16 protein-coding genes are annotated in these 25,558 nt (G+C 75.6%); 3 read left to right on the top strand and 13 right to left on the bottom strand.

The genetic code is table 11. From position 1 onward, the window contains the following. Positions 1-38 precede the first annotated feature (38 nt). The 6 genes from CP980_RS07455 to CP980_RS07430 form a co-directional block, all read right to left on the bottom strand. Entirely contained in the window at positions 39-6,317 is a 6,279-nt protein-coding gene (locus CP980_RS07455; protein ID WP_208834770.1) for a non-ribosomal peptide synthetase, read from the bottom strand. 263 nt (positions 6,318-6,580) lie between these two features. After that, complete coding sequence (locus CP980_RS07450) at positions 6,581-8,887, bottom strand: lantibiotic dehydratase (RefSeq protein WP_150493163.1); 2,307 nt, start codon at positions 8,885-8,887, stop codon at positions 6,581-6,583. A 10-nt stretch (positions 8,888-8,897) separates the two neighbouring features. After that, positions 8,898-9,179 carry an acyl carrier protein gene (locus tag CP980_RS07445; RefSeq protein ID WP_132759056.1) on the bottom strand — a complete coding sequence of 94 codons (282 nt, stop codon included), beginning with the start codon at positions 9,177-9,179 and terminating at the stop codon, positions 8,898-8,900. Positions 9,180-9,285: 106 nt separating this feature from the next. After that, complete coding sequence (locus CP980_RS07440; protein WP_132759055.1) at positions 9,286-10,329, bottom strand: threonine ammonia-lyase; 1,044 nt, start codon at positions 10,327-10,329, stop codon at positions 9,286-9,288. Between the two features lie 92 nt (positions 10,330-10,421). Further along, a complete protein-coding gene (locus tag CP980_RS07435; protein ID WP_150493161.1) occupies positions 10,422-11,927 on the bottom strand; it encodes an amino acid adenylation domain-containing protein in 1,506 nt (501 codons plus the stop codon). After that, entirely contained in the window at positions 11,927-14,278 is a 2,352-nt protein-coding gene (locus tag CP980_RS07430) for a lantibiotic dehydratase (RefSeq protein ID WP_150493159.1), read from the bottom strand. Before CP980_RS07430 ends, CP980_RS07435 begins: the two co-directional genes overlap by 1 nt. Positions 14,279-14,509: 231 nt before the next feature. Between CP980_RS07430 and CP980_RS07425 the strand changes: the two genes are divergently transcribed. The 3 genes from CP980_RS07425 (at position 14,510) to CP980_RS07415 (ending at position 16,771) form a co-directional block, all read left to right on the top strand. Next, complete coding sequence (locus CP980_RS07425; protein WP_099888952.1) at positions 14,510-14,713, top strand: MbtH family protein; 204 nt, start codon at positions 14,510-14,512, stop codon at positions 14,711-14,713. Positions 14,714-14,855: 142 nt separating this feature from the next. Next, positions 14,856-16,358: a hypothetical protein gene (locus CP980_RS07420; RefSeq protein WP_150493157.1), complete on the top strand. Its 1,503-nt coding sequence runs from the start codon at positions 14,856-14,858 to the stop codon at positions 16,356-16,358. Positions 16,359-16,441: 83 nt separating this feature from the next. After that, a complete protein-coding gene (locus tag CP980_RS07415) occupies positions 16,442-16,771 on the top strand; it encodes a hypothetical protein (RefSeq protein WP_150493155.1) in 330 nt (109 codons plus the stop codon). Between the two features lie 14 nt (positions 16,772-16,785). On the opposite strand, the gene CP980_RS07410 is transcribed toward CP980_RS07415, so the two are convergent. Genes CP980_RS07410 through CP980_RS07385 form a run of 7 tightly spaced genes read right to left on the bottom strand, consistent with a single transcriptional unit; the run spans position 16,786 to position 25,557 of the window. Further along, positions 16,786-18,117, bottom strand: coding sequence for a protein kinase domain-containing protein (locus tag CP980_RS07410; RefSeq protein ID WP_150493153.1), 1,332 nt, complete (start codon positions 18,115-18,117; stop codon positions 16,786-16,788). Next, entirely contained in the window at positions 18,114-19,067 is a 954-nt protein-coding gene (locus CP980_RS07405; RefSeq protein ID WP_150493151.1) for a PP2C family serine/threonine-protein phosphatase, read from the bottom strand. The genes CP980_RS07410 and CP980_RS07405 overlap by 4 nt, the downstream gene beginning before the upstream one ends. Positions 19,068-19,105: 38 nt before the next feature. Then, a complete protein-coding gene (locus CP980_RS07400; protein WP_099888947.1) occupies positions 19,106-19,768 on the bottom strand; it encodes a vWA domain-containing protein in 663 nt (220 codons plus the stop codon). Positions 19,769-19,804: 36 nt separating this feature from the next. Then, complete coding sequence (locus CP980_RS36345) at positions 19,805-19,933, bottom strand: hypothetical protein (protein WP_268257478.1); 129 nt, start codon at positions 19,931-19,933, stop codon at positions 19,805-19,807. Positions 19,934-19,979: 46 nt separating this feature from the next. Further along, on the bottom strand, positions 19,980-21,644 hold the full coding sequence (locus CP980_RS07395) for a TRAFAC clade GTPase domain-containing protein (protein WP_150493149.1): 1,665 nt from the start codon (positions 21,642-21,644) through the stop codon (positions 19,980-19,982). After that, a complete protein-coding gene (locus CP980_RS07390) occupies positions 21,641-24,271 on the bottom strand; it encodes a GTPase-associated protein 1-related protein (protein WP_189999131.1) in 2,631 nt (876 codons plus the stop codon). Before CP980_RS07390 ends, CP980_RS07395 begins: the two co-directional genes overlap by 4 nt. Beyond that, entirely contained in the window at positions 24,268-25,557 is a 1,290-nt protein-coding gene (locus CP980_RS07385) for a TRAFAC clade GTPase domain-containing protein (RefSeq protein WP_229907414.1), read from the bottom strand. The genes CP980_RS07390 and CP980_RS07385 overlap by 4 nt, the downstream gene beginning before the upstream one ends. Position 25,558: the final 1 nt, after the last annotated feature.

The following is a 25,558-nucleotide window of genomic DNA, read 5'->3' as shown; positions in this document are numbered from 1 at the left end:
AATCAAGGCTGGGATCGAGGTCCGGAACGCGGCGGCGGTCAGAACTCGGAGGTCAGGGACAGGTCGATCTCGTCGTCGCTCATCGAGGAGATCTGGTCGATGAGCTGTCGTTCCACTTCGACGGCGAGCAGTTCGACGGTGGGGTGGTCGAACAGGTCGCGCACCTGGATCGGGCAGTCGAAGGCGGTGCGAAGGCGGGAGGCGGCCGCCACGGCGCGCAGCGAGTGGCCGCCGAGGGCGAAGAAGTCGTCCCGGATGCCGACCTCGGGCAGGCCCAGGACCTCGGCCCAGATCTGGGCCGTCACCACCTCGGTCGGGGTGCGCGGGGCCACGGACGCGGCCGGGGCGGCCAGTTCCGGGTCGGGCAGGGCGGCGGTGTCCACCTTGCCCTGCACGGTCCGGGGCAGGGCGTCGAGCAGGACGAACGCGGCGGGCACCATGTAGCCGGGCAGCAGGGTCCGGCACCAGGCGGCCAGCGCCTCGGCGTCCGGCCCCCGGTCCTGGACGGCGGCGTAGCCGACGAGGGCGCGCTCCCCGCGCAGTTCGCGGACCAGGACGGTCGCGGCGTGCACGTCCGGGTGCTGTTCGAGGACGGCCCCGATCTCGGCCGGCTCGATGCGGAAGCCGCGGATCTTGACCTGGTCGTCGGTGCGGCCGAGGAACTCCAGCTCCCCGGAGGGCAGCCGGCGCACCAGGTCGCCGGTGCGGTAGAGCCGCCCGCCGGCTCCGCCGTACACGTCCGGTACGAACCGCTGCGCGGTGAGGGCGGGCTGCCCGAGGTAGCCGCGGGCCAGCTCCGGCCCGCCGATCAGCAGCTCGCCCGGCACCCCGACGGGGACGAGCTGGTCGAGGGCGTCGACGACGTACGCCCGGCGGGAGCCCAGCGGCCGGCCGATCGCCACCCGGCCCTCGACGGGCGCGGTGACGGTGTGGGCGGTGGCCGAGATGACCGACTCGGTCGGGCCGTAGGTGTTGACGACGGGCACGTCGGGCAGGTGGGCGAACCACCGGGCCAGTGGCGCCGAGGGCAGCGCCTCCCCGCCGGTGACCAGCAGCCGCAGGCCCTTGAGGTCCCCGGCGACCGCGTCGAGGCGGGCGACGATCTCCTCCCAGTAGGCGGGGGTGGCCTCCATGACCGTGACGTCGCGGGTGCGGACGGCCTCGGCGAGCTCCTCCACCGACCACACCTCGTCGGGGCGGACCACCACCGAGGCGCCCGCGCCGAGCGCGGGCAGCACCTGCTCCAGCGAGGCGTCGAAGGAGAAGGAGGCGAAGGCGAGGACGCGGTCCTCGGCCGTGATGCCGAACAGCTCGCGGGCCGCGGCGGTGTGCGCGCCCAGGGCGTGGTGTTCCACGCCGACGGCCTTGGGCCGGCCGGTGGAGCCCGAGGTGAAGATGACGTAGGCGAGGTCCCCGGGGTCGGGGGTGTGGTGCGGCGCCCGCGGGTCCGGCGCGACGGAGTCGACGGGGACGGTCCGCGGTCCGAGCGCGGCCGTCAGCTCCCGCGTCGAGTCGTCGCCGAAGACGCTGTGGACGCCCGCCTCGGCGCACATGAACCGCAGCCGCTCCTCGGGCAGTCGCGGGTCCAGCGGTACGTAGACCCCGCCGGCCCGCCAGATCGCGGCCATCGCGGCGACCGAGCGGATCCCGCGGCGCAGGCACACGCCGACCGGTGTGCCCGGCCGTACGCCGGAGGCCGCCAGCGCCCGGGCCAGTCCGCCGGTCAGGCCGTCCAGCTCCGCGTACGTCAGGCTCTCGTCCCCGCAGAGCAGGGCCACGGCGTCCGGGGCGCCCGCCACGGTGAACGGCTGCGCCGGGGCGGCCGCCGAGGAGCCCGCGGCCGCGGCCAGCTCCTCGTACTCGGCGGCGGACAGCAGCTCCAGCCGGCCGACCGACCGCTCCGGATCGGCCACGACCGCCTCCAGGACCCGGCCCACGTGTCCGGCGAACCGGGTGACCGTGGCCGCGTCGAAGAGGTCGCTCGCGTACTCCACGTTCAGTGCGAAGCGGTCGGGATAGAGCAGGAAGGTGGCCGTCAGGTCGAACTTGGCCGAGCCCCACGGCAGGACGAAGTGCTCCACGTCGAGCCCCTCGACCCGCGGCCCGCCGGCGGCGCTCTCCTGCACGTCGAACATCACCTGGAACAGGGGGTTGCGCGAGGGGTCCCGCTCCGGCCGCAGCTGCTCCACCAGCCGCTCGAACGGCACCTCCTGGTGGTCGAAGGCCCCCAGCACCGACTCCCGCACCCGGCCCAGGAACTCCGTGAACGAGGGCTCGCCGGACAGGTCCCCGCGCAGCACCACCGTGTTCACCAGCAGCCCCACCAACCGCTCCAGCTCCAGCTGCCCGCGGCCCGCGACGGGAGTGCCCACCGCCACGTCCTGCTGCCCCGACCAGCGGCCCAGCACGATCTGCACCACGGCCAGCAGCACCGTGAACCGGGTCACCCCGTGCCTGCGGGCCAGCTCGCCGAGGGCCGCCTCCAGCTCCTTCGGCAGGTCGATCTCGACCGCGCCGCCCCGGCCCGACCAGCCCGCCGGACGCGGCCGGTCCGTCGGCAGCTCCAGTACGGGCACACCGGCCAGCGCCCGCTCCCAGTACGCCAGCTGCCGCTCCAGCACCTCGCCGGCCATCCGGTCGCGCTGCCAGACCGCGAAGTCCCCGTACTGGATGGGGACGGGCGGCAGGTCGGCCGGGCGCCCGGCCACGCGGGCGGCGTACGACTGCGCGAGCTCGCCGATGATCACGTCCTTGGACCAGCCGTCGGTCGCCGCGTGGTGGAAGGCGATGACCGCCACGTGGTCCTCGGGGGCCAGCTCCCACACCCCCGCCCGCAGCAGCGGCGGACCGGCCAGGTCGAAGCGGCGGGTGGCGTACGGGACGGCCACCGCGCGCAGCCGCTCCAGTCGTACGGCCTCGTCGTCCCCGGGCGGGGCCGACTGCCACACCAGCGGTACGCGGACCCCGTCGACCACCCGCTGCGCGGGCCTGCCGTCCACCTCGACGAGGGCGGTGCGCAGCGCCTCGTGCCGGGCCACCACCTCGTCGAGGGCGCCCTGCCAGGCGTCGCGGTCGAGCCCGCCGCGCATCCGCCACGAGAACCAGAGGACGTACTCGTCGCCGACGTCGGACATGCGGTCCAGGAACCACATCCGCTCCTGCGCGAAGGACAGCGGCAGCGGACCCGAGCGGTCCACCGGGACCACGGTGGCGGCGCCGGCCTGCCGGGCCGCGGCCACCAGCGGGCCGAACTCGCGGATGCGGGGGTTCTCGAACAGGGTGCGCAGCTCGACCTCGCGGCCGAGGCGCTCGGCGATCCGGGAGACGGCCATGGTGGCGAGCAGCGAGTGGCCGCCCAGGTCGAAGAACGCGTCGTCGATGCCGACCCGGTCGACGCCCAGGACCTCCGCCCAGATGTCGGCGACCACCTGCTCGGTGGCGTCGCGCGGCGCGATGAACGCGGCGCCGCCCGCGGCCGCGCGGTCCCGCTCCGCCCGCTCCCCGTCCGGGCGGGCGGCGGGCAGCGCGGCCCGGTCCAGCTTGCCCGAGGCGTTCACGGGGAGCGCGTCGAGCGTCACGAAGTCCGCGGGCACGGCGTAGTGCGGCAGCCGGCCCGCGCAGAAGGAGCGCAGGACGGCGGGCTCCACCGGGCCGCCGGGACCGGCCACCACGTAGCCGGTCAGGCTCTTGCCGCCCTGGGCGTCCGCGCCGACCGCGACCGCGGCGGCCACCACCCCGGGGCACTCGCCCAAGGCCGCCTCCACCTCGCCGAGTTCGATGCGGAAGCCGCGGATCTTGACCTGGTCGTCGGTACGGCCGAGGAACTCCAGCTCCCCGGTGGGCAGCCGGCGCACGAGGTCACCGGTGCGGTAGAGCCGGCCGCCGTCCCCGCCGAACGGGTCCGGTACGAACTTGAGCGCGGTCAGGGCCGGTTGGCCGAGGTAGCCGCGGGCCAGCTCCGGCCCGCCGATCAGCAGCTCGCCGCTCTCGCCGTCCGCCACGAGCTCGTCGCGCGCGTCCACCACGTACACCCGGCGCGCGCCCAGCGGCCGCCCGATCGGCACCCGGCCGGGGTCGGCCTCCCCGGCCGCGCCGATCTCGTGGGTGGTGGCGGTGACGGTGGTCTCGGTCGGCCCGTACGCGTTGAGCACCCGTACGTGCGCGGCCCGCGCCCGCCAGGCGGCCAGCGCCGCGGCGGGGACGGACTCCCCGCCGAGGACCAGCAGGCGCAGGGAGGCCAGGGAGGCGGCCGTGCGGTCGGTCAGCGAGAAGGCCAGCTCGGCCCAGTACGTGGGCGGCAGGTTCAGCACGGTGATCCCGTACCGCTCGACCACCAGGGGGATCTGCGAGGGCAGCCACTGCTCGTCCGGCCGGACCACCAGCGTGGCCCCGCAGCCGAGCGCGGTGAGCAGCTGGTCCAGCGAGGCGTCGAAGGAGAAGGACGAGAAGGCGAGCACCCGGTCCCCGGCGGTGATCCCGAACTCCGCGCGGGCCGCAGCGACATGGGCGTCGATCGCGCCGTGCTCGATCCCGACGGCCTTCGGGCGGCCGGTGGAGCCCGAGGTGAAGATGGTGTACGCGAGGTCCCGGGGGTCGGGGGTGTGGTGCGGGGCGCCCGCGTCGGGCCCGGCGTCCTCCACCCGCAGCACCCGCGGACCGAGCGCGCCGGCCAGTTCGGCGGTCGCGGCATCGGTGAGTACGAAGTCCAGCCCGGCCTCCTCGGCCATGAACCGCAGCCGCTCCTCGGGGAGCGCCGGATCCAGCGGTACGTAGACCCCGCCGGCCCGCCAGATCCCGGTCATCGCGGCCACCGAGCCGCTCCCGCGCTTCATGCACACCCCGACCGGGGTCCCCGGAACGGCGCCGGCCGACCGCAGGGCGGTGGCCACCCCGCCGGCGAGGGCGTCCAGCTCGCGGTAGCGCAGGATCCTCTCCCCGCACACCAGGGCCACCGCGTTCGGCTCGCCCGCCACGGAGAAGGGCACGGCCTGCGGCGCGGGACGCTCCGAGCCCGCCGTCGCGAGCAGCCGGGCCCGCTCCTTGCCGGGCAGCGGCTCCAGGCGGCCCGCGAGTTCGGCGACCGCGGTCCCCGGCGAGGCCGTGACCGCGCGCAGCAGCTCCACGTACCCCTCGGTGAAGCCGACCATCGTGCTCCGGTCGAACAGGGCGGTGGAGAACTGGAGCCGCGCCGCGATGTCCCCGTTGGCGCGCAGGCTCAGGTCGAGGAACACGTCGAGCGGGGTGCCGGTCAGCGGGGTCCGTACGAGGCCCACGTCCAGATCGTCCAGGCGGGCCGCCGAGGGGACCGTGTTCAGCAGGGTGAAGGAGGCCTGGGCGAGCGGGTGGCGGGACAGGTCGCGCTCGGTGACCACCTCGCCGACCACCCGGTCGAACGGCGCCTCGGAGTGCGAGAAGTCCCGCAGGGCCCCCGTGCGGACCCGGGCCAGCAGTTCGGCGAAGGTCGGCTCGCCGGACAGATCGGTGCGCAGCACGATCGTGTTCACGAACGGGCCGATCACGCCGGCCACTTCGGCGCGCCCGCGGTCGGCCAGGGTGGTGCAGACCGCGATGTCGTGGCGGCCGGAGTAGCGCCCCAGCAGGGCCTGGTACACGGCGAGCAGCAGCATGTAGCGGGTCGCGCGCTGCTCGCGGGCCACCCGGTCCACCTCGGCGACCAGGTCGGCCGGCAGCTCGAAGCGGACCACGTCGCCGGCACCGTCCCAGAAGGCCGGGCGCGGCCGGTCGGTGGGCAGCGCGAGCGGGGAGACCCCGGCCAGCCGCTCCCGCCAGTACCCCAGCAGCCGCTCCATCCGCGGGCCGCCCAGCCGCTCGGCCTCGGCCCGGGCGACGTCGGTGTACTGCAGCGGCGGCGCGTCCACCGCCTCGCCCCGGTAACCGGCGTCCAGTTCGCGCAGCAGCACGTCCCAGGACCAGCCGTCCACCGCGATGTGGTGGACCACCAGGAGCAGCACGTGTTCGTCGGAGCCGATGCGGGCGAGGGTCGCCCGCATCGGGTGCTCCCTCGCCAGGTCCAGCGGGCGCGCCAGCTCCCGGTCGAAGAGCTCCTCGGTGCTGCCCGCCTCCGTCCGCGCCAGGCGGGTGCGGCCCGCCGGGTCCACCACCGGTACGGGCTCCCCGTCGACGGCCGTGAACCGGGTGCGCAGCACCTCGTGCCGGTCCACGATGCCGGCCAGCGAGCGCTCCAGCGCCCCGGCGTCCAGGGCGCCGCGGATGCGCAGGGCCAGCGGGAGCAGGGACTCGGCGGAGCCGCCGGTGAGCTGGTCGAGGAACCACAACCTCCGCTGCGCGAACGACACTCCGGCACCGTCACGTACGACGTCGCCGGCTTCGCTGCCGTGCCTCGCCGGTCCGCCGTGCGCTGCGACAACCTTCACTGTGGGCCTCCAAGCGGTGTTTTCCTCAACACTGCTGTCTGCGGAGATCCGTCAGTAGGGAAGAAGACGCAGCCGCGCACGCAGCCGCGGGGGGTAGAACGCGCAACGGCGGCCCCGCACGGCAGCTGGTGCTCCGCCGTGCGCGCCGCCGGTACGCGTCGCTCCCTGGTCCTCCCGTGTTCCGCTCAGCCCGCGTCCACCGCCCCCTCGTCCACGGCCACGAACCGCAGCTCGCAGGTGTAGGCCTCGCCCTGGTCGTCGGTCAGCCAGGCCTGTTCGGGGCTCGGCAGCATCTCGGTGAACACGGCCCGGCCGCCGGGCTCCTTGCGGGCCATCCTGCGGACCGCCTTGGCGAGGATGTTCACGTACACCGGGCTGTCGAAGTCCACGTAGAACGGGCGGGTCTCGGTCGGCAGCACGACGAACACGAACCGCGGCAGCTCGCGCCGCTCCCGCCACTGCCGGGCCCGTACGAACCGGCGGGCCTCGTCCTTCTCGTCGGCGAAGTCCAGGTCGGACGGCGCCAGCCGCCAGGTCTCGCGCGCCACCACCAGCCGGTCCACGGTGACCCGGGGGGAGTGGTCCGCCCCGTCGGGCAGGATCTGGAACAGGTCCATCGCCAGGGTGGTCAGCACGTGCGAGAACACGTCCACGGCGGGGAACTCCGACCCGTCTGGCAGCACCACCGCCAGCTCGCCGTCCGCCCGTTCGGTCACCGCCACGTCGGCGCTGAGCACCGTACGGGGCCGGGCGGGATCGGCGGTGAAGTCGACGAGGGCGACGTAGTGGTCCTCGGGGCGGATCAGGACCTGCCGGGTCCGCGCGGAGAGCCGGGAGCGGTGCTCCTTGGGCAGCAGCGGCAGCAGCCGGGGGCCGGGGTGGTCCCGGCCGGTGAGTGCGAGCAGCTCCGCGGGGTCCGGGTGCTGGTTGACGAACAGTGAGGAGCCCAAGGTGTTGGCCGCGACGTGCAGTTCGCCGAGCACCAGCTCGAAGTCGCCCCGCGACAGGGCCTGTTCCCCGCTGGCGGCGATCATGATGTCGGGACTGAGGTAGCGGGCGGTGGCCCAGCCCCCGCCCGGGCCGCCGAACTGCTCGACGACGGGCCCCGCGACCGCCTCCAGCGGCAGCCGGACACGGCGGGTGCCCGGGGGCGGCGACAGGATGGCGTCCCAGCGCCTGCGGAACTCCTGCTGGAGATCGGCGGATTCCGTGCGGGCGGCGCCGTGCAGGATCGGCATGCAGGCGAACCAGAACGCGGCCAGGTCCACCGGCCCCTGCCCGGCCAGCCGCCGGTACACCTCCCGTGCCCGGGCCATCACGGCGTCGGCGAGCCGCGCCGTGAGCCACCCGGCGCTGGTCAGCAGCGGGTCCAGCGGGGCGAGCGCCTCGTGCACGCTCCGCCCGAGGGCGGCCGTCGCCGCCCGGCGGCAGTCGGAGTACACCAGCGCCCGGCAGGGCGCCGTCCCGGCCGCCTTCTCCCGTACGGCGGCGGTCTCGGTCAGCGTGACGAACTCGCCCTCCAGCTCGGTCAGCGCGGCCACCAGCGCCTCGGGCCCGTCCGCCCCGGCCACCCGGGCCCGGCCCCGCTCCAGGGCGTCCAGCGCGGCCAGGCCCGGCTCGCGCAGCTCCGCGTCCCCGACCCGCTCCAGCCAGGCCCGCAGGTACCGCTCGGGGCGGGCGTCGGCGGGCACCTCCAGCTTCCACACCACCCACCGGCGGGCGACCAGGTCGGCCAGTGCGGCGGACACGTCCACCTCCGGCAGTGCGGCCCGGATCTCGCGCGCCGGACGGATCCCGTCGCAGAGCGCGAGCACCGCCCGCGCCCCCTCGCCGAGGGCCTGGCGCGGCCGGCCCGGCACCGTCACGTCCATGCCGGACTGACGGACGAACGGCACGCGCCGGGGAGCCACCCACTCCCGTACCGCCGGGTCGGAGTCGATCCGCGCGGCCAGGGCGTCGACGGCCCAGCTGGCGAAGTAGACCTCCGAGCCCGCGATCAGGCCGGTGCCGGGGTCGACCCGCACCCCGTCGGTGGCCAGGTCCCAGCGGCCCCAGCCCACCGGGCCGAAGAACCCGATGGTGTCGTTCTTGACGCAGAACCGCTGCCAGTAGTGGGCGACGAGCTCCTCGCGCTGGCGGGGCATGCTGGTCCGGCCCGCCGCGGTCGGGGTCCAGTTGAGGAAGGGCGTGATCCCGGAGGCGAGCACGGGGCGGTTCTGCCAGGCGACCGCCTCCCGGAAGGCGGGCATCCGGGCGATGTCCTGGAGCGTGTGCGCCGTCTCCACCTGGGCCTCGGCGAACAGGGCGGCGAACTCCCCCCACCGCTCGCCCGCCAGGCCGGCCGGCCCCTCACCGGGATCGAACTTGTCGGCGGCCGAGGCCAGCCCGTCCGGGGCCAGCCGCAGCACGCCCCCGGCCGGGAAGCCCGCACCGCGCAGGGCGAATTGGTCCCACAGCCGCCAGCGGCCGCCGGGTACGTAGGTATCGGTCATGACCGGTCCCTCATGCCTGGACGAAGTCGGCGTGGACGACGTCGGCGAGGTCCGCCGGCGAGGGGTAGGCGAAGACCAGGGCCACCGGGACCTCCGCCCCGAGCGCCTCCTCCAGCCGTGCGGTGATCCGGAAGGCGGTCAGGGAATCCCCGCCCCACTCGTAGAAGTCGCTCTGCTCGTCGAGGTCGGCGACCCCCAGGGTGTCGCGGTAGATGGAGACGACCAGCTCGGTCAGGGCGGTGGCGGTCAGCTGGGCGGTCAGGTGCGCGGTCTCGTTCACGGTCGTGGTCATGGGATCTCCTCCAGGAGCGGGTATGCGGGTGGTGCAGGGCGGTTCGGGCGGTTCGGGCCGATGTGGTGGTCCGGGTGGCGGGGTGGGTTCAGGCGGTGGGGCCGGTTCAGGTCACGCACGGCGTACGGGAAGGGGCCGCGGCTGCGGCGGCCGCCATCAGCGCCACCTTGGTGTTGCCGCCCGAGACGACGGCGACGCAGGGGCCGCAGCCGCGCCCCGCGCGGACCGCCCCCGCCAGCGCGACCGCGCCGGAGGGCTCCGCCTCGATCCCGCGCCGCCGCAGCAGCGCGGCCGCGGCGAGGATCTCCGCGTCGGAGACGGCGATCAGGTCGTCGACCCGGTCCCGGATGACGGGGTAGGGCACCGCCCCCGGCTGCTGCCCGCGCAGCCCGTCGGCGACGGAGTCGCCCGGCGCCAGCCGTACCGGGTGCCCCGCGGCCAGCGACCGGGCGTAGCGCGGGGTGCCGGCGGGCTCGACGCCCACCACCCGCACCGGATGCCCGTACGCGGCGAGGCACACCCCGGCGAGCAGCCCGCCCCCGCCGGTCGGCACGAACACGGTCTCGGTGTCGGGCGCCTGGGCGAGGATCTCCAGACCGACCGTGCCCTGCCCGGCGACCACCAGCTCGTGGTCGGAGGAGGGGATGAGGACCGCGCCCGTCTCCTCGGCCAGCTCCCGCGCCCGGGCGTCGCGCTCGGCGACCCCGCCCGGCACCCGGACCGTACGCCCGCCGAGGGCCTTGATCAGGGCGATCTTGGCGGGATGCGCCCCGCCGGCCAGCACCACGGTCACCTCGGCGCCGAGCGAGGCGGCCAGCCGGGCCAGCGCGATCCCGTGGTTCCCGGAGGAGCCGGTCACCATCCGGCGGGCGCCCAGGGCCAGCACGGCGTTGGCGGCCCCGCGCAGCTTGAACGACCCGCTGTACTGGAGGTGTTCGGCCTTCAGCAGCAGTCCCCGGCCGCCGTGGCGAAGTCCGGGCGCGGGCAGCCCCGGCAGCAGCGGGGTCCGCAGCACCTGGCCGGCGATCCGTGCGGCCGCGGCCTCCACGTCGGCCCGGCCGAGCGGGAGACCCCGGGGGGCGTGGCCGCCGGGGGCGGGCGCGGTCGGCGCGCCGGGTACGGCCGGTGCCGCCGGCGCCCTGGGGGTCATGGGCGCACGCGGCCCGGGCAGCGAGAGGGGCCCACGCGGGCTCCGGGACGCCACGGACGTCACGGGCGGGCGCGGCGCGCTCGGCGCGGTGGTCATGTCCGGCCTCCGGTCTGCGACAGGGCGCGGCGGTCGGCCTTGCCGCCGCGGGTGGTGGGCAGTTCCGCCAGCCGCACGAACCGGCGCGGCATCAGGTGCGGGGGCAGCACGGCGCCCAGGTGGGCGCGGAGCGCCGCGTCCTTCACCTCGGCCAGCTCCCCGGTGACGTGCGCGACGAGGAACACCCGCCCCTGCGCGTCGGTGTCGGGGGTGACGACCGCCCCCGTGACCCCGGCGTGGGCCAGCAGCGCGCCCTCCACCTCGGCCGGGTCCACCCGGTAACCGCGGATCTTGACCTGGCGGTCCCGGCGTCCCAGGTACTCCAGCCCGTCCGGGCCCAGGGTCGCGAGGTCGCCCGTCCGGTACATCCGCGCGCCGGGCGGCCCGAGCGGGTCGGGTACGAAGCACTCGGCCGTACGGGCGGGCCGCCCGCGGTACCCGCGGGCCACCCCCACCCCGCCGATGCAGACCTCGCCGACGGACCCGTCGGGCACCGGCGACAGCCCCTCGTCCAGCAGCCGGACCACGACCCCGTCGATCGGCGTGCCCACGATGTCGGTCAGGACGTCCGGCTCGGCGGGTACGGCGTGGCGGGTCGAGGTCATCGTGCACTCGGTCGGCCCGTACTGGTTGACCAGCGCGCCCGGCACCAGGGCCCGGCCGCCGGCGGTCAGGAACGGGCGCAGCGACTCACCGCTGGACACCACCAGCCGTACGCCGTCGAGCAGTCGCTCCGCGTCCGGCTGCCCGGCGAGGAAGGACAGGAAGGACGGCGTCACGCTGAGCAGCGCGGTCACCGCGTGCTCCCGTACGACGGCGCCGAACTCCTCGGGCCGCAGCAGCGCCGAACGCGGCACCACCACCAGCCGCCCGCCCGCCAGCAGCGGGGCGAAGGTGTCCCGCAGCGAGGCGTCGTAGCCCAGCGGGGCCACCTGGAGGGCCACCGTGTCCGGGCCGAGGCCGTAGTCGCGGGCCACGAAGCGCAGGTACGAGTCCAGCCCGGCGTGTTCGACCAGGACGGCGCTGGGCTCCCCGGTGCTCCCGGAGGTGTGGCTGACGTAGGCGAGCGCCCGCCCGCCCGGCGGCCCGGCGCTTCCCGGGGCCTCCTCGGCCGGACCCTGCGGGCGGTCGAGGAGGACGGGGGTCCCCGGGACCGGCAGGTCGAGCCCGCCCGCGAGGGCCGAGGAGGTCAGCAGCATGTCGGCGCCGCCGCTGCGGACCAGCGCCGCCAGCCGGGCCGGCGGCTGCTCCGGGTCGAGGCTCAGGAAGGCCGCCCCGGAACGGATCACCGCGGCCGGCGCCACCACGGCGTCCACCCCGCGCTCCACGGCCACCGCGCACACCGTCTCGGGCCGGGCGCCCCGCGCCCGCAGCGCCGCGGCCAGCGCCTCGATCCGGTCGATGAGCTCCCCGTACGTCGTCTCCCCGGCCGGGGTGATCACCGCGACCCGGCCGGGGTCGAGGGCGGCGTGCGCGGCGATGTCGTCGACGAAGGTCCGCATCACGCGCCCCCGTCCGCGGCGGGCTCCGGCGCCGGGCGCGAGACGTCGGTGACGGTCTGGTCGACGGCGACGAAGCGCAGCTCCGAGGTGAACGCGGCGCCCTCGTCGTCGGTCAGCCAGGCCTGCTCCGGCGTCGGCAGCATCTCGCTGACCTTCAGCCTGGCGTCCGGGTCCTTGCGGGCCAGCCTGCGGGCGGCCTTCGCGAGGATGGTCAGGTACACCGGGCTGTCGAAGTCCACGTAGAAGGGCCTCGGTTCGGCCGGCGACACCACGAAGACGAAGCGGGGGAGATCGTGTTCCTGCCGCCAGTGCCGGGCCCGTACGAACCGCTTCGTCTCGGACTTCTCGTCGGCGAAGGCGAGTTCGGACGCCGGGAAGGACCAGGTCTCGCGCGCCACCACCATCTTGTCGATGCTGATGCGCGGGGTGTGGTCCCCCTCGGGGCGCAGCGTGAACCGGTCCATGACGCGCTGCGTCAGGGTGTTCGCGTACACGTCGAGCAGGTCGAACTCGGCCCCGTCGGGCAGCACCGCCATCAGCAGGCCGCCCCGGTCCTCGACCCGTACGTCGGCGCACAGGACGGTGCGCGGGCGGTGCGGGTCGCCGGTGTCGTCGACCAGCGAGACGTAGTAGTCCTGCGGCCGGTCAAGCGAGGGCCTGCTGCGCGTCGACCACTTGAGCGGGAGCTCCTTGGGCAGCATGGGCAGCAGCCGGGGGCCGGGGAAGTCGCGGGTGGTCTCCGCGATCAGCTCCTCGCGGTCGGGGTGCTGGTGGACGAAGAGCGAGGCGCCCATCGTGTTGAGCGCGCTGTGCATCTCGCCCAGCACCATCTCGAAGTCCCCGCGGGCCACCGCGTCCGCGCTGTCGGCGAGCAGCAGCACGTCCGGGCTGAAGTAGCGGGCCAGCGACCAGCCCGCGCCCGGCTCCTCGAACTCCTCGCGCACCTGCTCCGCGATGTCCGCCGAGGACACCCGGACCCGGCGCGCCCCCTCCGGGACGGCCAGGATCCGCGCCCATTTCGCCCGCAGCTCGGCCTGGACGGCGTCGAGGTCGCGGGTCGCCTCCGGGTACGGGGAGGGCAGGCAGCCCAGCCACATCGCCCCCAGGTCCACCGGGCCGGCCGCGCTCAGCCGCTCGTACACCGCGCGCAGGCGCGGCCGGACCCGCTCGGCGAACCGGTTCGTCATCCAGCGCGCCGCCGTCAGGCACTGCGCGAGCGGGGTCAGCTCGTCCAGCAGCGCGGTGCCGAGGGTGGCCGTCGCCGCCCGCCGGGCGTCGGAGTACACCAGCCCCCGGCAGGGCGCGGTCCGCTCGCCCTTGGACCGCTGGGCGCCGGTGGCGGTCAGCGCCGCGAAATCCGCCTCCAGAGCGGCGATCGCCGAGGTCAGCGCCTCCGCGTCGAGGCCGGCCGCCTGTACGGCGTCCCGCCCGCGCTCCAGTACGGCCAGCTTTTCCAGGGCGGGCCCGCGCAGGGCCGGATCGCCGATCCGCTCCAGGACGGCGCGCAGCTCGCGCTCGGGGTAGGTGCCCGTCGGCACGTCGAGGCGCCAGTGCACCCAGCGCTTGGACACCAGCCACTGCACGGCCTCGGTGGCCTCGGCCACCGGGATCCCCAGCGCCTCGGCGATCGCGGCCGGCGGCATGGTCCCGTCGCACAGGTCCAGAACGGCGCGGGCGCGCTCGCCGATGGGCTGCGCGGGGCGGCCCGGCAGGTGCACGGACAGGCCTTCGGCCCGTACGAAGGACACCCGGCGCGGCGGGATCCACGCCCGCACCGCGGGGTCGGCGTCCAGCGATCTGGCGAGGGCGTCGATGGCCCAACTGGCGAAGTACACCCGTGAGTCGGCGAGGAACCCGCCGCTGCCGGGGTCGACCCGCACCCCGTCGCCGGCCAGGTCCCAGCGGCCCCAGCCCACCGGGCCGAAGAACCCGATGGTGTCGTTCTTGACGCAGAACCGCTGCCAGTAGTGGGCGACGAGCTCCTCGCGCTGGCGGGGCATGCTGGTCCGGCTCGCGGCGGTCGGCGTCCAGTTCAGGAACGGGGCGATGCCGGTGCGCAGGACCGCCGGGTTCTGCCAGGCCACGGCGGCCCGGAAGCGCGGCGAGGCGGCGATGGACTGGAGCAGTTCGGCGGTGGCGACGGCGCCGGTGTCGAAGGCCCCGGTGAACGCCTCCCAGTCCGGCCCGGCGAGGGCGTCGCCCGGCCCGAACTTGTCGGCGGCCAGGGCGAGTCCGGGCGGGGCCATGCGCAGGACCCCCTCGGCCGGGAAACCCGGACCGCGGAGTGCGAAGTGCTCCCACAACCGCCACCCGCCGGTGGGCAGGTGCACGGTCTCTGGGGTGTCCGACATGGCGGAGCTCCTTCCAGCCTGATGGGGTGACGTGGCCGGCGGCGCTGTACCTCTCGGTCGCCACCCTGGCTCCCCCGAACACTGCCGCCGCGCGCACCGGCGCCACCAGGGAAGGAGCGGCAGCACCGACCGCCGGTCCTTCTGCGCGTTTGTCCCTATGGCGCCCCGGCCCGGCGCTGCACGCTGTGACCCAGCACGGAAGAGCCGAACAGCAAAGGGAGGGCCGGACCGATGACCGAGACGGACGAGAGCGGCTACCGCGTCGTACGCAATGACGAGGAGCAGTACTCCATCTGGCGGGCCGGCCGGGAGCTCCCGGCCGGCTGGCGGGCCGAGGGCACGGAGGGCACCCGCCAGGAGTGCCTGGACCACATCGCCGAGGTGTGGACGGACATGCGCCCGCTGAGCCTGCGCCGCCGCATGGCGGTCTCCTGAACGGGGGCACGAACGCCGGTCGGCGCGGCTGAGCCGCGGGGGAACGGAGCCCCGCCGACCGGTGCACCACCCTGATCGCCGCCAACGGGGGGACAGCCGAGCCGCGTTGTCCGTAGGGTGGCGGGAAAACGGGGAGGGGTGCATGGGGGCACGGCAGTTACCGGCGCTCGCGCAGTACCGCACGGATGCGGTGACGCGCCATCTGTGCGCGGGCGCGCATCTGGACGAGGGCTTCGCCCGGGAAGTGGACGTGGAGCTCACCGAGGACCGGCTCCGCGCCACCGGGCTCTCCCTCGGCATCGACCTGGTGGCCCTGGCCCGGCACGGGCGCGCCGCCGTCCGGCGGATCGACGTACGGGACCGGCGGCTCGCCTGGATCTGCGGCGCCGGAGTGTGGGCCGCCGTGCCGGTGCTGCTGTACGCGCTGGTCAGCGGTGTTTGGGGGCTCGTCTACACGGCCGCCGGGATCGTCCTCCTCGCGTACGCGAGCGCCTGGTGGCTGGTCCACCAGGCCGAGAGCCGGGCCCGTACCGTCGCCCTCGCCGTGGAGCACGGCGCGGAGCGACCCGCCGACCTGGCCCCGGCCGTCGAACCCGAGGTGGAGCGGCGCCTGCTGGAGCAGAAGCGGGCCAACGTGGTCCCGTACACCGCGAGCGCCGAGCGCACCAACCCCTTCGTCGGCAGCGGCTCCAAGCTCAAGGAAATGGTCTGGCAGCCGATCGACGTCAGCCGGCCCGCCGACGATCCGGCGGGCAACGGCGCCAAGCTGGCGATCAAGCCCTTCGACGCGGTCGACCTGCACACCTACGTGGCCCGCGAGATGGAGCACATCGCCGGCCTCAAGGGCCTCCAGGTCCGCAACCGGCTCTACGTCATCGGCAACCACGTGCCGTACGTCGGGGCCGAACTGCTGCCGGACCGGCTCAGCCGGCCGCTCGCCCAGATCCCCAAACAGCTCGTCCAGGCCGGGCTGATGCAGTCCGGCGCCGGCATGCGCACCTACCTCAGCCTGGTCCGGGCCGGTGAGGGCGGCCGCGCCATCGTCTCCATGCACCTGCGTGCCCGCCTCCACCACCCCAGCCTCACCTGGGAGGTCTCCGCGTACGGCATCCCGCCGCTCCAGGCGCGGTTCGACCGGGTGAACCACCTGCCGGTGGACGGCTTCGAGCGCTGGTGGAGCCTGGTGTCCCACGCCACCGCGGCGGCCGGACCCGCGCTGCTCGGCGCCGCCTCACGGATCTCCCGCCGCTCCTCGGCCCGCCGCCGGCGCGTGCGCGCCCTGGAGAAGCTGCGCCGCGAGATCGACAAGCGGCACCTGCTGTACGACTACGGCGCCGTCGACAGCATCCGCGAACGGGTCGCGGACTGGCAGCAGTTGGGCTACACCGAGCGCACCGACTCCCAGGACTTCCTGCAACGCCTCCAGCAGGGCGTGCTGATAGCGACCGAGCGGTTCCTGAAGGACCACAACATCGACACCAGCTCCTACGACCAGGCGCAGCAGGTCATCAACACCCACACCTACACCTTCCAGGGCAGTGTGCAGGCCGGCGTCATCGGCGACAACGGAACCGTCAACCACCACGGGGGGCAGGGAGCGCCGCCCGGCGGACCCCAGGGCGGCCAGGGCCGCGGAGCGCCCTGACCCCGCCGACCGCGACCACGACCGCGACCACGACCGCGACCAGGACCACGTCCACGACCACGACCACGGAACCGGGGGACCGCATGGGCACCTTCAACTTCAACAAGGACGTCAACGCCGGCATCATCGGCGACAACGGCACCATCAACATCGGGCAGCAGGACGGCGGCGCCGCCCAGACCCTGCGGCTGGCCGCCGAGCTCGCGCAGTGGCTCCGGGACCAGGGCGCGGCCCCGGGCCGCATCGAAGCCGCGGACGTCCTGCGCGGCGAACTGGGCCGGGCCGCCCAGGAGGGCCGCCCCGCCGAGCCGGGGGTGATCCGCCGCTCCCTGGAGACCATCACCCTCGGTCTCGGCGTCGGCAGCGGCGGACTCGCCCTCGCCCAGGAGATCGGCCGCCTCCTGGGCAACTGACCAGCCCTGGAGCGCTACTTCACCCGTACGACGGCCCGCGCGCCGCCGAAGTCCAGCTCCAGGCCCGAGCGCAGCGGCACGGTCTGCCCCGGGTCGATCCGCTGGGTGGAGCCGTCCGCGCGGGTTCCCGTCCAGGCCGAGGCCGACCGGTTCGCCAGCCCGAACCGGCCCGGCTTCTGCGGGTGTTCCGTCATCACGGCGACCAGGGTGCCGTCTCCGTAGTCGTGCCGGGCCGGCTCCGGCGCCAGGTGGTGCGCCTGTACCCGCGAGGACCGGTGGAGCAGGATGTGGTGCTCGGTGCGCGGCGGGGGAGTGGTCAGCACCAGCCGCGGCGGCAGCACCAGCGTGCTCCCGCACCCCCAGCAGGTGCCCGGATCGGCGGACCGGGGCTCGGTCATGTTCTGCCGCCCGCAGTGCGCGCACTCCACGACCGCGTCGAGCACCGCCCGCAAGGTGTCCCGCCACTGCGACTCGCGCACGCGCGTCGTCGGATCGTGCAGGCCCGCCGTGAAGTTCTTGGTGAACAGCTCCCGCAGCGAGTCCGGGGCCGCGGCCCACGTGGCCAGTACGGTCGCCTGCTCGGCCGGGTCGGGAGCGTTGGAGCGGTCCTGCGGGTCGAAGACGAAGAGCGGCTGCTTGCCGTACAGCTTGCGCTCCGCCGCCTCGTCGAGGCAGTGGATCGCCAACTCGCGCCGCCCCTTGAGCGGATGATGGTTCATCAGGAGCATGAACAGCAGCACCGACAGGGAGTGCAGATCGCTCTGCGTGCCGGGGGCCACCCCCGGGTCGCCGCGCACCAGCTCGGGCGCCATGAACTCCATGGTCCCCGAGATGCCGGTGCTGTCGCCCTCCACCACCGCGTTGTCGTTGTCGCAGACCAGCACGTCGCCCGTGGCCGGGTCGAAGAAGATGTTGCCCCAGGAGATGTCCCGGTACGCGATCCCCCGCGAGTGCAGGGCCTGGTACGCCTCGACCGTGTACAGGCAGGCCTTCAGCAGGGCCCGCGTCGAGGTGCGCAGCTGCCGCCGGAACAGCAGGGGCAGGCCCTTGAACCGGTCGGGCCGGATGTCCATCAGGTACCCGAACCCGCCGCGCCCGTCGGCCACGAAGTCGAGGGGCCACAGGAAGCGGTCGTCGTCGAATCCGCGGCCCACCAGCTGGCGGACGATGCCCTCCTGGGCGGGGGTCGCGCAGGTCGGGTAGTACCACTTGAGGGCCTGGTACCCGGCGGGCGTCCGCACCCGGTAGACCTCCCCCTGCCCGCCGGCCCCGAGCAGGTCGAACACCTCCGCGCCCAGACCGCTGTCGGTCGTCAGCAGGGTCCCGCTGTCGAGCATGCCGCTCATTCGTCTCTCCCGTGAGGGTCGGTCGGTGGTGCCGGGTGGTCGGTGGGCGGGACGGCGTCCGGGTCCGGGGCGCCGTCCGGGGCTGGGGCGCCGTGCGCCGTGACCGGCTCCGGAGCCGGCGGTGCGCCCTGGTGCCAGGCGGCGACCAGCGTCGTGTCGTCCCCCGAGTGCTGCGAGGCCCGGGCCAGCCACTGCGGCAGGACGGCCCGTACGGTCTGCGCGCCCTCCGCCGACAGCCGGTCGTCCAGGCCGGCCATGAACTGGAGGAACCCCCGGTCCGAGGCGAAGCTCTTCGACAGCCCGTCGGTGGAGAGCGCGACCAGCCGGGGCGCCCGCCAGGGGGCGGTCACCGGCGCCCAGTGCGTCCGTACGCGCAGCCAGGCCTCCGGGGTGCACAGCGACTCCGTCTCGTCCCCGAGGTCCGCCTCGGCCGGCGCCAGCGGTACGCTCACCCGCCCGGCGTCGTCCACCACCGTCAGCTCGCCGTCGCCGAGCTGCCAGGCCGCGAACACCCGGGGCGTGAGCACCGCCCCGACGAGGGTGCTCCCGTACAGCAGCACCTTGTGTTCCTCGGTCAGGCCCGGCTCCTCGTGGGAGCTGGTCCGCGCCCAGTTGCCGAGCACCTTGTCCCGCCAGGCGCTGACCAGCTGGCGGGGGAAGGCGTGCTCGGCGTAGTGCATCAGCCAGGCCAGGCTCGGCGGCCGCTCGTCACCGCGGGGCTGCGCGAGCGCCCCGAACCGCCGGGCCTCCTCGACGAAGAGGTCCACGGCGAAACGGGAGCCGAGGTGGCTGCGGGCGTGCGCCGCCGAGCCGTGGCCGTCGGCCACCGCCATGATCAGCGGCTCCTCGGCCGTACCGCGCCCCGCGACCTCGCAGTAGTCCTGGTTGCGGGGCTTGTTCACGCCCTGGACGCTCTCGCGGAGCGTGGCCCACAGGGCCGCGGGCGGCACGGGCGGTACCGGTGGTGGTTCCGGTGGCACGGGCCCGCTCACCACACGTCGTCATCGTCGTCGTCGAGCACGGGCGGGGCGTACGGCGGCTGTTTCGCCAGCGGGTCCGTGGCGCCCGCCACCATCTGCGAGGCCGCCTTGACCGCCGCCGTCGAGGCCCAGCGGATGGCCGCCGCCAGCTGCTTGGGCGTGTTCGCGTCCAGCGGCTGGAGCTCCGGATTGCCGAGGAACTCCTGGAGCACGGTGCGGTCGGCGTCCGCGCCGATCGCGATGGCCACCCGTACGGCCTTGCGCCCCCACGGGGTCGCGTCGACCGCCCGCAGCCCCGCCTTCCAGTCGTCCGTCGGCACCCCGTCGGAGACCAGCGCCAGCACCGGCTTCAGCGCCCGCTGCGGCATCGGAGGGGTGTCCAGCTCCCGGGCCACCAGCTGGAGCGCCTCGCCCAGGTTGGTCATGCCGTCCACCTGTACGTCCTGCCAGGTGAAGTTCTCCACCGGTACCGGGTCCTGGTGGTGCCACCGGGCCGTCGTCGAGAACGTCAGGGTGCGCAGCAGCAGTTGGGCCGCCGGGTTGTCCTGCGCCACCGAGCGCATCTCCGGTACGGCTTCTCTGATCGCGTAGTTGAGCTGGCCGATCTTCTCGCCCTGCATCGAGTACGAGCAGTCGAGCAGCCAGATGAAGTGGACGGGCCGGTTCGCCATCGGCCCGCCGGGGATGTCACTCACCGCTAATCTCCTTCAACTCCCGAGCCATTGCGGTACGTACCGCACGAGCGCCGCCACCACGGCGGCCCCCGTCATCACGGCCGCCGCCACGAACAGGACCAGCATCAGCAGCCGCCCCCGTGCGATCTGCGGTGTCACCATGGGCAGTTGCTCCTCCCAGCGACCATAGGGGGTCGCTTGTCCCGCGTCACAGGCTTGATCGATCCGGTGCCGCCGTGTCGCTGCGGCGGCGCGGGCGCGGCAGCCGCGGCTCCCGCGCCGCCGCCGGAGTCCCGTCGACCCGCAGGCCCGTGCGGGACAGCAACCACAGCACCGGCTCCGCCGCCCGCCGCTGCTCCGGTACCAGGGCGCCGGCCCCGGTGGCCGCGTGGGCGCTGACCGCCCAGTAGCGGCTCGCCGCGAAATCGTGGCCCAGGATGCGGACGAGCTCGCCCAGGCCGATCTTCTCCAGCCATGCGCCGACCGGATCCTTTGGCCGCGGCAGTGAGTCCAGCCGGTCCAGTACGTCCCGTTTGGTCACCACCACCGCCACCCCCAGGCGCCCGCGCCGGCCGCTGAGGCCCTGGAGCTCCCCGGTGAACGCCGCGTACGTGTCCACCGGACCGAGGTCGGCCGGCCGGGCCTGCTCCGCCAGCCGCCCGTCGCCCTCGTGCAGCGCGCGCCGTACGCCGAGCGCGGCCAGCACGTCCGCGACCAGCACGACCCCGTCGGCATGGGCGAGGTACTGCTGGAGCCGCGTGGTCGCCGCGTCGCGCAGCGACTCGCCCATCGGGTCGTACAGGTACAGCAGCCGCCTGCGCCCCAGCGGCCCGCGCCCCCGCCCGACCAGCAGCATCAGCGCCCGCGGCTGCCCGCCCTGCGTCTTGAGCGCCCACCCCGAGGTCTCCAGCTGCCGGGCCAGGGTGTTGGCCTCGCGCCGGTCCGCGACCGAGGCGAACTCGACGGTGAGCGCGGACTCGTGGGACCAGGACCGCAGCCCCTCCAGCATCGCCGCCATCAGCATGGTCTTTCCGGCCGAGGTTCCCCCGATCAGCGGCAGGTGCACCACCCGCGTCGTGCCCACGGCCGCCGGCAGCTCCTTGTCGCAGTGCGGGCAGCGCAGGGCCAGCTTCCGCCTCCCGGCCAGGGCGGTCGTGGGCAGCGCATGCCCGCACCGGCACACGTGCCGCAGCGCCCCGAACCGCCCGGGCCGCAGCTCGCGGTGGGCGGCCCCGCACTTCGGGCACAGGTGCACGGCCAGCGGGAACGGCCGGTAGCAGCCCGGATAGGGGCACTTCATGCGGATGCCGCGGACCAGCTTCCACAGCCGTTCCGCGCCGCGCCCGCCCGCCACCCCGGCCAGTGCCACGCCCCCGGCGAGCAGCAGCTGCGCGCCGAAGGCCACCGCGACGAGGAGGAGCAGCGCGGCGGCGAGGAGCGCCGACAGCAGCGCGGCCAGCGCCGTCGCCGGGGCGACCAGCCGCAGTACGAGCCGCCCGAGGCCGTTCCCGGCGCGCGCCCCGCTGGAGCCGCCCCGGCCGTTCAGCAGCCGGCGGCGGACGATCTCGCCGAGCCAGTGACGGACCAGCAGGTACCGCACGGTCCGCGCGGCCGCCTGCGCGGCGGCCACCGCGTCCATCCACATCTGGTGGGCCCAGTAGGCGGGTTGGGCCGGTTCGTTGCCCGGATGCGGGGCGATCCGCGGGTCCGGGCTCCCGGGGGTGCGCGGGGTGAAGGCGGACGCGGCGGCGCGCAGGGCCGTCGCCAGGAACCGCCACAGCCCGTACCCGAGGCAGACGAGCACCCCGATCGCCACCGTGATCCACCCGAAGACCTTCGCGAGGAACGCGAGGTCCACCCCGCCGCCGATCACGGCCGCCCCCCGTCGTCGCCGGAGCCGCCGGGGCCGCCGGAGCCACCGGAGCCACCGGACCCGCCGGGCGGGACGGGGCCGCCGGGCGGGACGGGCGGGACGGGGCCGCCGGGCGGGACGGGGCCGCCCGCGTCGCCGGGCGCGAGGGGGCCGCCGGTCGCACCCCGCGGCGGCGGGCCCGCGGGAGCCCCCTTGGCGCCGCGCCGGCCGGAGCCGGCGAAACGCTCGCGCAGCCGTCCGAACGCGCCGGGCCGCTGCCAGCCGCGGAAGTCCTCCGCGTGGCGGCCGCCGCGCCGGGCCAGCGCCTCCTCCACCGCGGCCAGCTGCGGCGCCGGCAGGCCCCGTACGACCGGGCGCAGCACGCCGTCGAGCAGGTCGGTGCGGGCCTCCTGCCACAGCGGGCCCGCCTGGGGCTGCGAGGACCACGTGGCGAAGCACTCCGCCGCGTACCCGGGGTCGAGCCCGAGCCGGTCGGCGACCCGCGGCAGGCGGGCGGCCCGGCGGTACGCCGCCAGCAGCTCGGCGTCGTTGCTCTCGATCAGGGCCCGTACCTCGCTTTCGGGCGGATCCCCGGCGAGCAGTTCGCCGGCCACCGCCGCGTAGGCGTGCTCCCGCGCCGTCGGCGCCGGGTCCGCCGCGGCCAGGCCCAGGGCACGGCGGACCCAGCCCGGACCGGTCTCCCGTTCGCGTACGCTGCGGGCCAGCTCCAGCAGCAGCAGCGAGGCCCGCAGCGGGTCGGGGAAGGGCGAGGCGGAGCGGCGCAGCAACTCCACGGCCAGCACTTCCGCGTCCCGGTCCCCGGCCGGGGCGGACACCGCGGCCCGCGCGAGCAGCTCCCAGGTGCCGGCCGCCTGGTGAGCCCGCTCACCCACGGGGGACAGGGCCAGCAACGCCTCGCCCGGGGTCGGCGGCTGCGCCCCCCACACCAGCCGCATCGCCGTCCGCAGCACCAGCGGATCCTCCTCCAGCGAGGCGCCGGAGTGCTCCAGGAGCCGGGTCAGCGCCTTCGCCCGGTCCCCGCTCGCCGCCCCCCGGGCCTGCGCCTGCGCGCACATCCGCAGATGCGGCAGCGCCGCCCCGGCCCCGGCCAGCGACAGCGGCGTGGCGGCGAACAGCCGGGCCCCGGCCGCCGGATCACCGGCCGCGAGGGAGTCGAGCCGGTCGAGTACGAGCTCCCGCAGCCGCGGCAGCTCCGCCAGCGCGCCCCGTACCGCCTCCCCGTACGGCGCCCCCGGATCGGTGATCAGGGCGTGCGCCAGCTGCCGTGCCACGTCCGGCAGCAGGTCCCCGGCGTCCACCCCGAGCTCCGCCGCGACCCGCAACAGGGCGACCCGGCCGGCCGGGTCGCGCGCCGGGTCCGCGAGCCCGGCCCGCAGCTCCGGCTCCAGCTCGGCCGCGAGCCGCAGCCGGGCGGGCTCGGCCAGCAGCCCGGCGGGCGGGGCGGAGCCGCCCGAGCGGACCGCCCCGGCCAGCGCCAGTTCCACCAGCGGCTCGCTCACCTCCGGGGGCGCCCAGCCCGCCAGGGCCGACAGCAGCCGCCCGCTCGCCGCCTCCTCCTCGGGCCCCCGGTCCGCGGCCGGCCGGGCCAGCGCCCGGGTCAGGGCCCGCACGTGTGCGTCGTCCAGCGCGGCCCGGTGCCCGGCCGCCCAGTCGGCGGCCGCGGTTCGGCCCGCCGAGTCCAGGCCGACCCCGGCGGCCAGCGCGAGCGCGGCCAGCGGGCCCGCCTCGTAGGGCCCGGACCGGCCCGAGGGCCCGTTCGTCGGCACCGGCAGCCGCCGCACGTGCGCGAACAGCTCCTGCCGCTGCGCCTGCCAGATCCGCGCGGCCGTCTGCGCCCACGGGTCGGGGGCCGCCGCGGGGGCCGCCTCGCGGGCGGCGTCGTACACCCGGTAGCGGTGCTCCTGACCGGCGAGGCCGAGGCCGTCCTCCGGCACCACGCCGATGATCTGCTGCCGCGCGAGCTGCGGCCGCCGGGTGTACGTGGTGAAGGTGAGCCACTGCCCCCGCCGGTGCGGCAGCACGCTGCAGGCCAGCATGATCCACCAGGCCACGGCCTCGCTCTCCCGCTCCACGAGCACGAGCTGCGGGGCCGCCGGATCCTCGACGAGCCGCCGCACGTCCGCGAAGAAGCCCGCGAGCCAGCGCCCCCGGGCGGCCACGAAGGCCGAGAGCGCACCGAGGTCCAGGGGCCCCGGAGCCGGCACCGACGCCAGCGGCGGTACGGGCGCCCCGGCGGGCGGGGAGTCGGCCGCCCACTGCGGGGAGCCCCAGGCGGTGATCGGCAGCTGCCCCGGTGCGGGCCGCTGCGCGTCGGCGGGCTCGGGCAGATGGACCGCGTGGGCGTGGAAGTTGCCCCAGCGGCCGCTGTAGTCGGCGCCCGTGTACACGGAGCGCGCCAGCAGTCGGCTGCCGTCGGAGAGCACGTTCAGGCTCAAGGCCTGCGGGAAGGAGCCCAGTTGGTCCGTGCTCGGGCGCGGCGGCGCGTCCCGGGGTGGCTCGTACCCGATCAGCTGCTCGGCCTCGCGCAGCAGCGAGGCGGGCACGCCGGGGGTGACGGCCGTGAAGCGGAAGCCCGAGCCGTCCGGGCCCGGCGGGGCCGAGGTGTAGTGCAGCTGCGCGAGGTTCACGCCCGTCCTCCCCGGTCCGCGCCCGCGGCCGTGCCCGTACGACGCCCCGCGCCACCGGCGCCCCCGGCGCGCGGCAGCAGCCCGCCCAGCCCCAGCAGCCACAGCAGCGGATCCTCGACCCGCAGCGGCTGCGGGCCCGATTTGGGCGCGTCGGCCGGGGCGTGGGCGGGCGGCGGGGAGCCGAGCGCCGAGAGCCCGAACAGCGAGAGCCGCGCGAAGTCCCGGTCCAGCTGCCGGAACAGCGCCCCCGAGTCCCAGCCGTCGAGCAGCCCGCGCATCTCCTCGTGCACCGCCAGCCGGTCCTCGTCGTCCACCGCCCCGCCCGCGTGGTCGGCGTTGCGCCGCAGCGGCGAGTGGTCCCCCAGCAGCGAGAACAGGGAGTCCGTCTTGGTCACCGCCACCGCCACGGGCGTGGTGACCCGCCCGCGCGAGGTGCCCCGGCCGTGGGCCCGCAGCTGCGCCGCGAGGTCCGCCGCGATCTGCTGCGGCGGGGTCTCCACGGTGGGCAGCGGAAGGTCCGCGTCCACCGGCAGCTGGTCCCGTACGGCCCGCATCTGGAGCGGGTCCACCAGCAGGATGATCCCGTCGGCGGCCGCCAGATAGTGCGTGTAGCGGTCCATGGCCTCGGCACTGGCCAGGTCCTCGCCCGCCGCGTCGAAGAACACCAGCGCGGTGTGGCGGCTGCCGTCCCCGCGCAGCCGGCGGCGCAGCGGCAGGCTCAGCCGGTACAGCAGCGGGTCGTTGAAGCCGAGCGCGGCCGGCCTGGTCGCCTCCGGCAGCCGCAGCCGGTCGTACAGGTCCTCCGCCATCTCCCGGTCCCGGCGCTGGGTCTCGCCGCCCATCGCCGTGATGGAGGCGCCGTACGCGCGGCCCACCCGGTTGCGCAGCTCGTTGATCAGGACGGAGACGTACGTGCTCTTGCCGGAGGCCTTGGGGCCCAGCAGGGCGATGATCCGGGTGTCCTGGTCGGTGTAGTCGCTGGGGAAGTCGCTGTGGCAGCGCAGGCAGACCCGGACCGGGGTGGAGACCCCGCAGTGCGGGCAGTCCGCGCGCGCGGCGCCCCCGCTGCCGAGGCGCCCGGTCAGGCTGCGCGGCGCGGTGAAGACCGGCCCGCGCATCTTCTGCGCGGGCGGCACGCTCGGTCCCATGAACTCCACCCAGGTGTGGTCGAGTTCGGCGGTGCACGGTTTGCCGCCGCGTACGCCGGTGGCGGACATCTGGCAGCGGAACGGCAGCCGGACGGCGGCCGAGCGGTCGAAGCAGTAGGGGCAGACGACGGAGGTCATG

This window comes from Streptomyces vinaceus (assembly GCF_008704935.1).
GTDB lineage: Bacteria > Actinomycetota > Actinomycetes > Streptomycetales > Streptomycetaceae > Streptomyces > Streptomyces vinaceus.
Note: the sequence above shows the minus strand (reverse complement) of the source record. Positions and strands in the feature narration are given on the sequence as shown.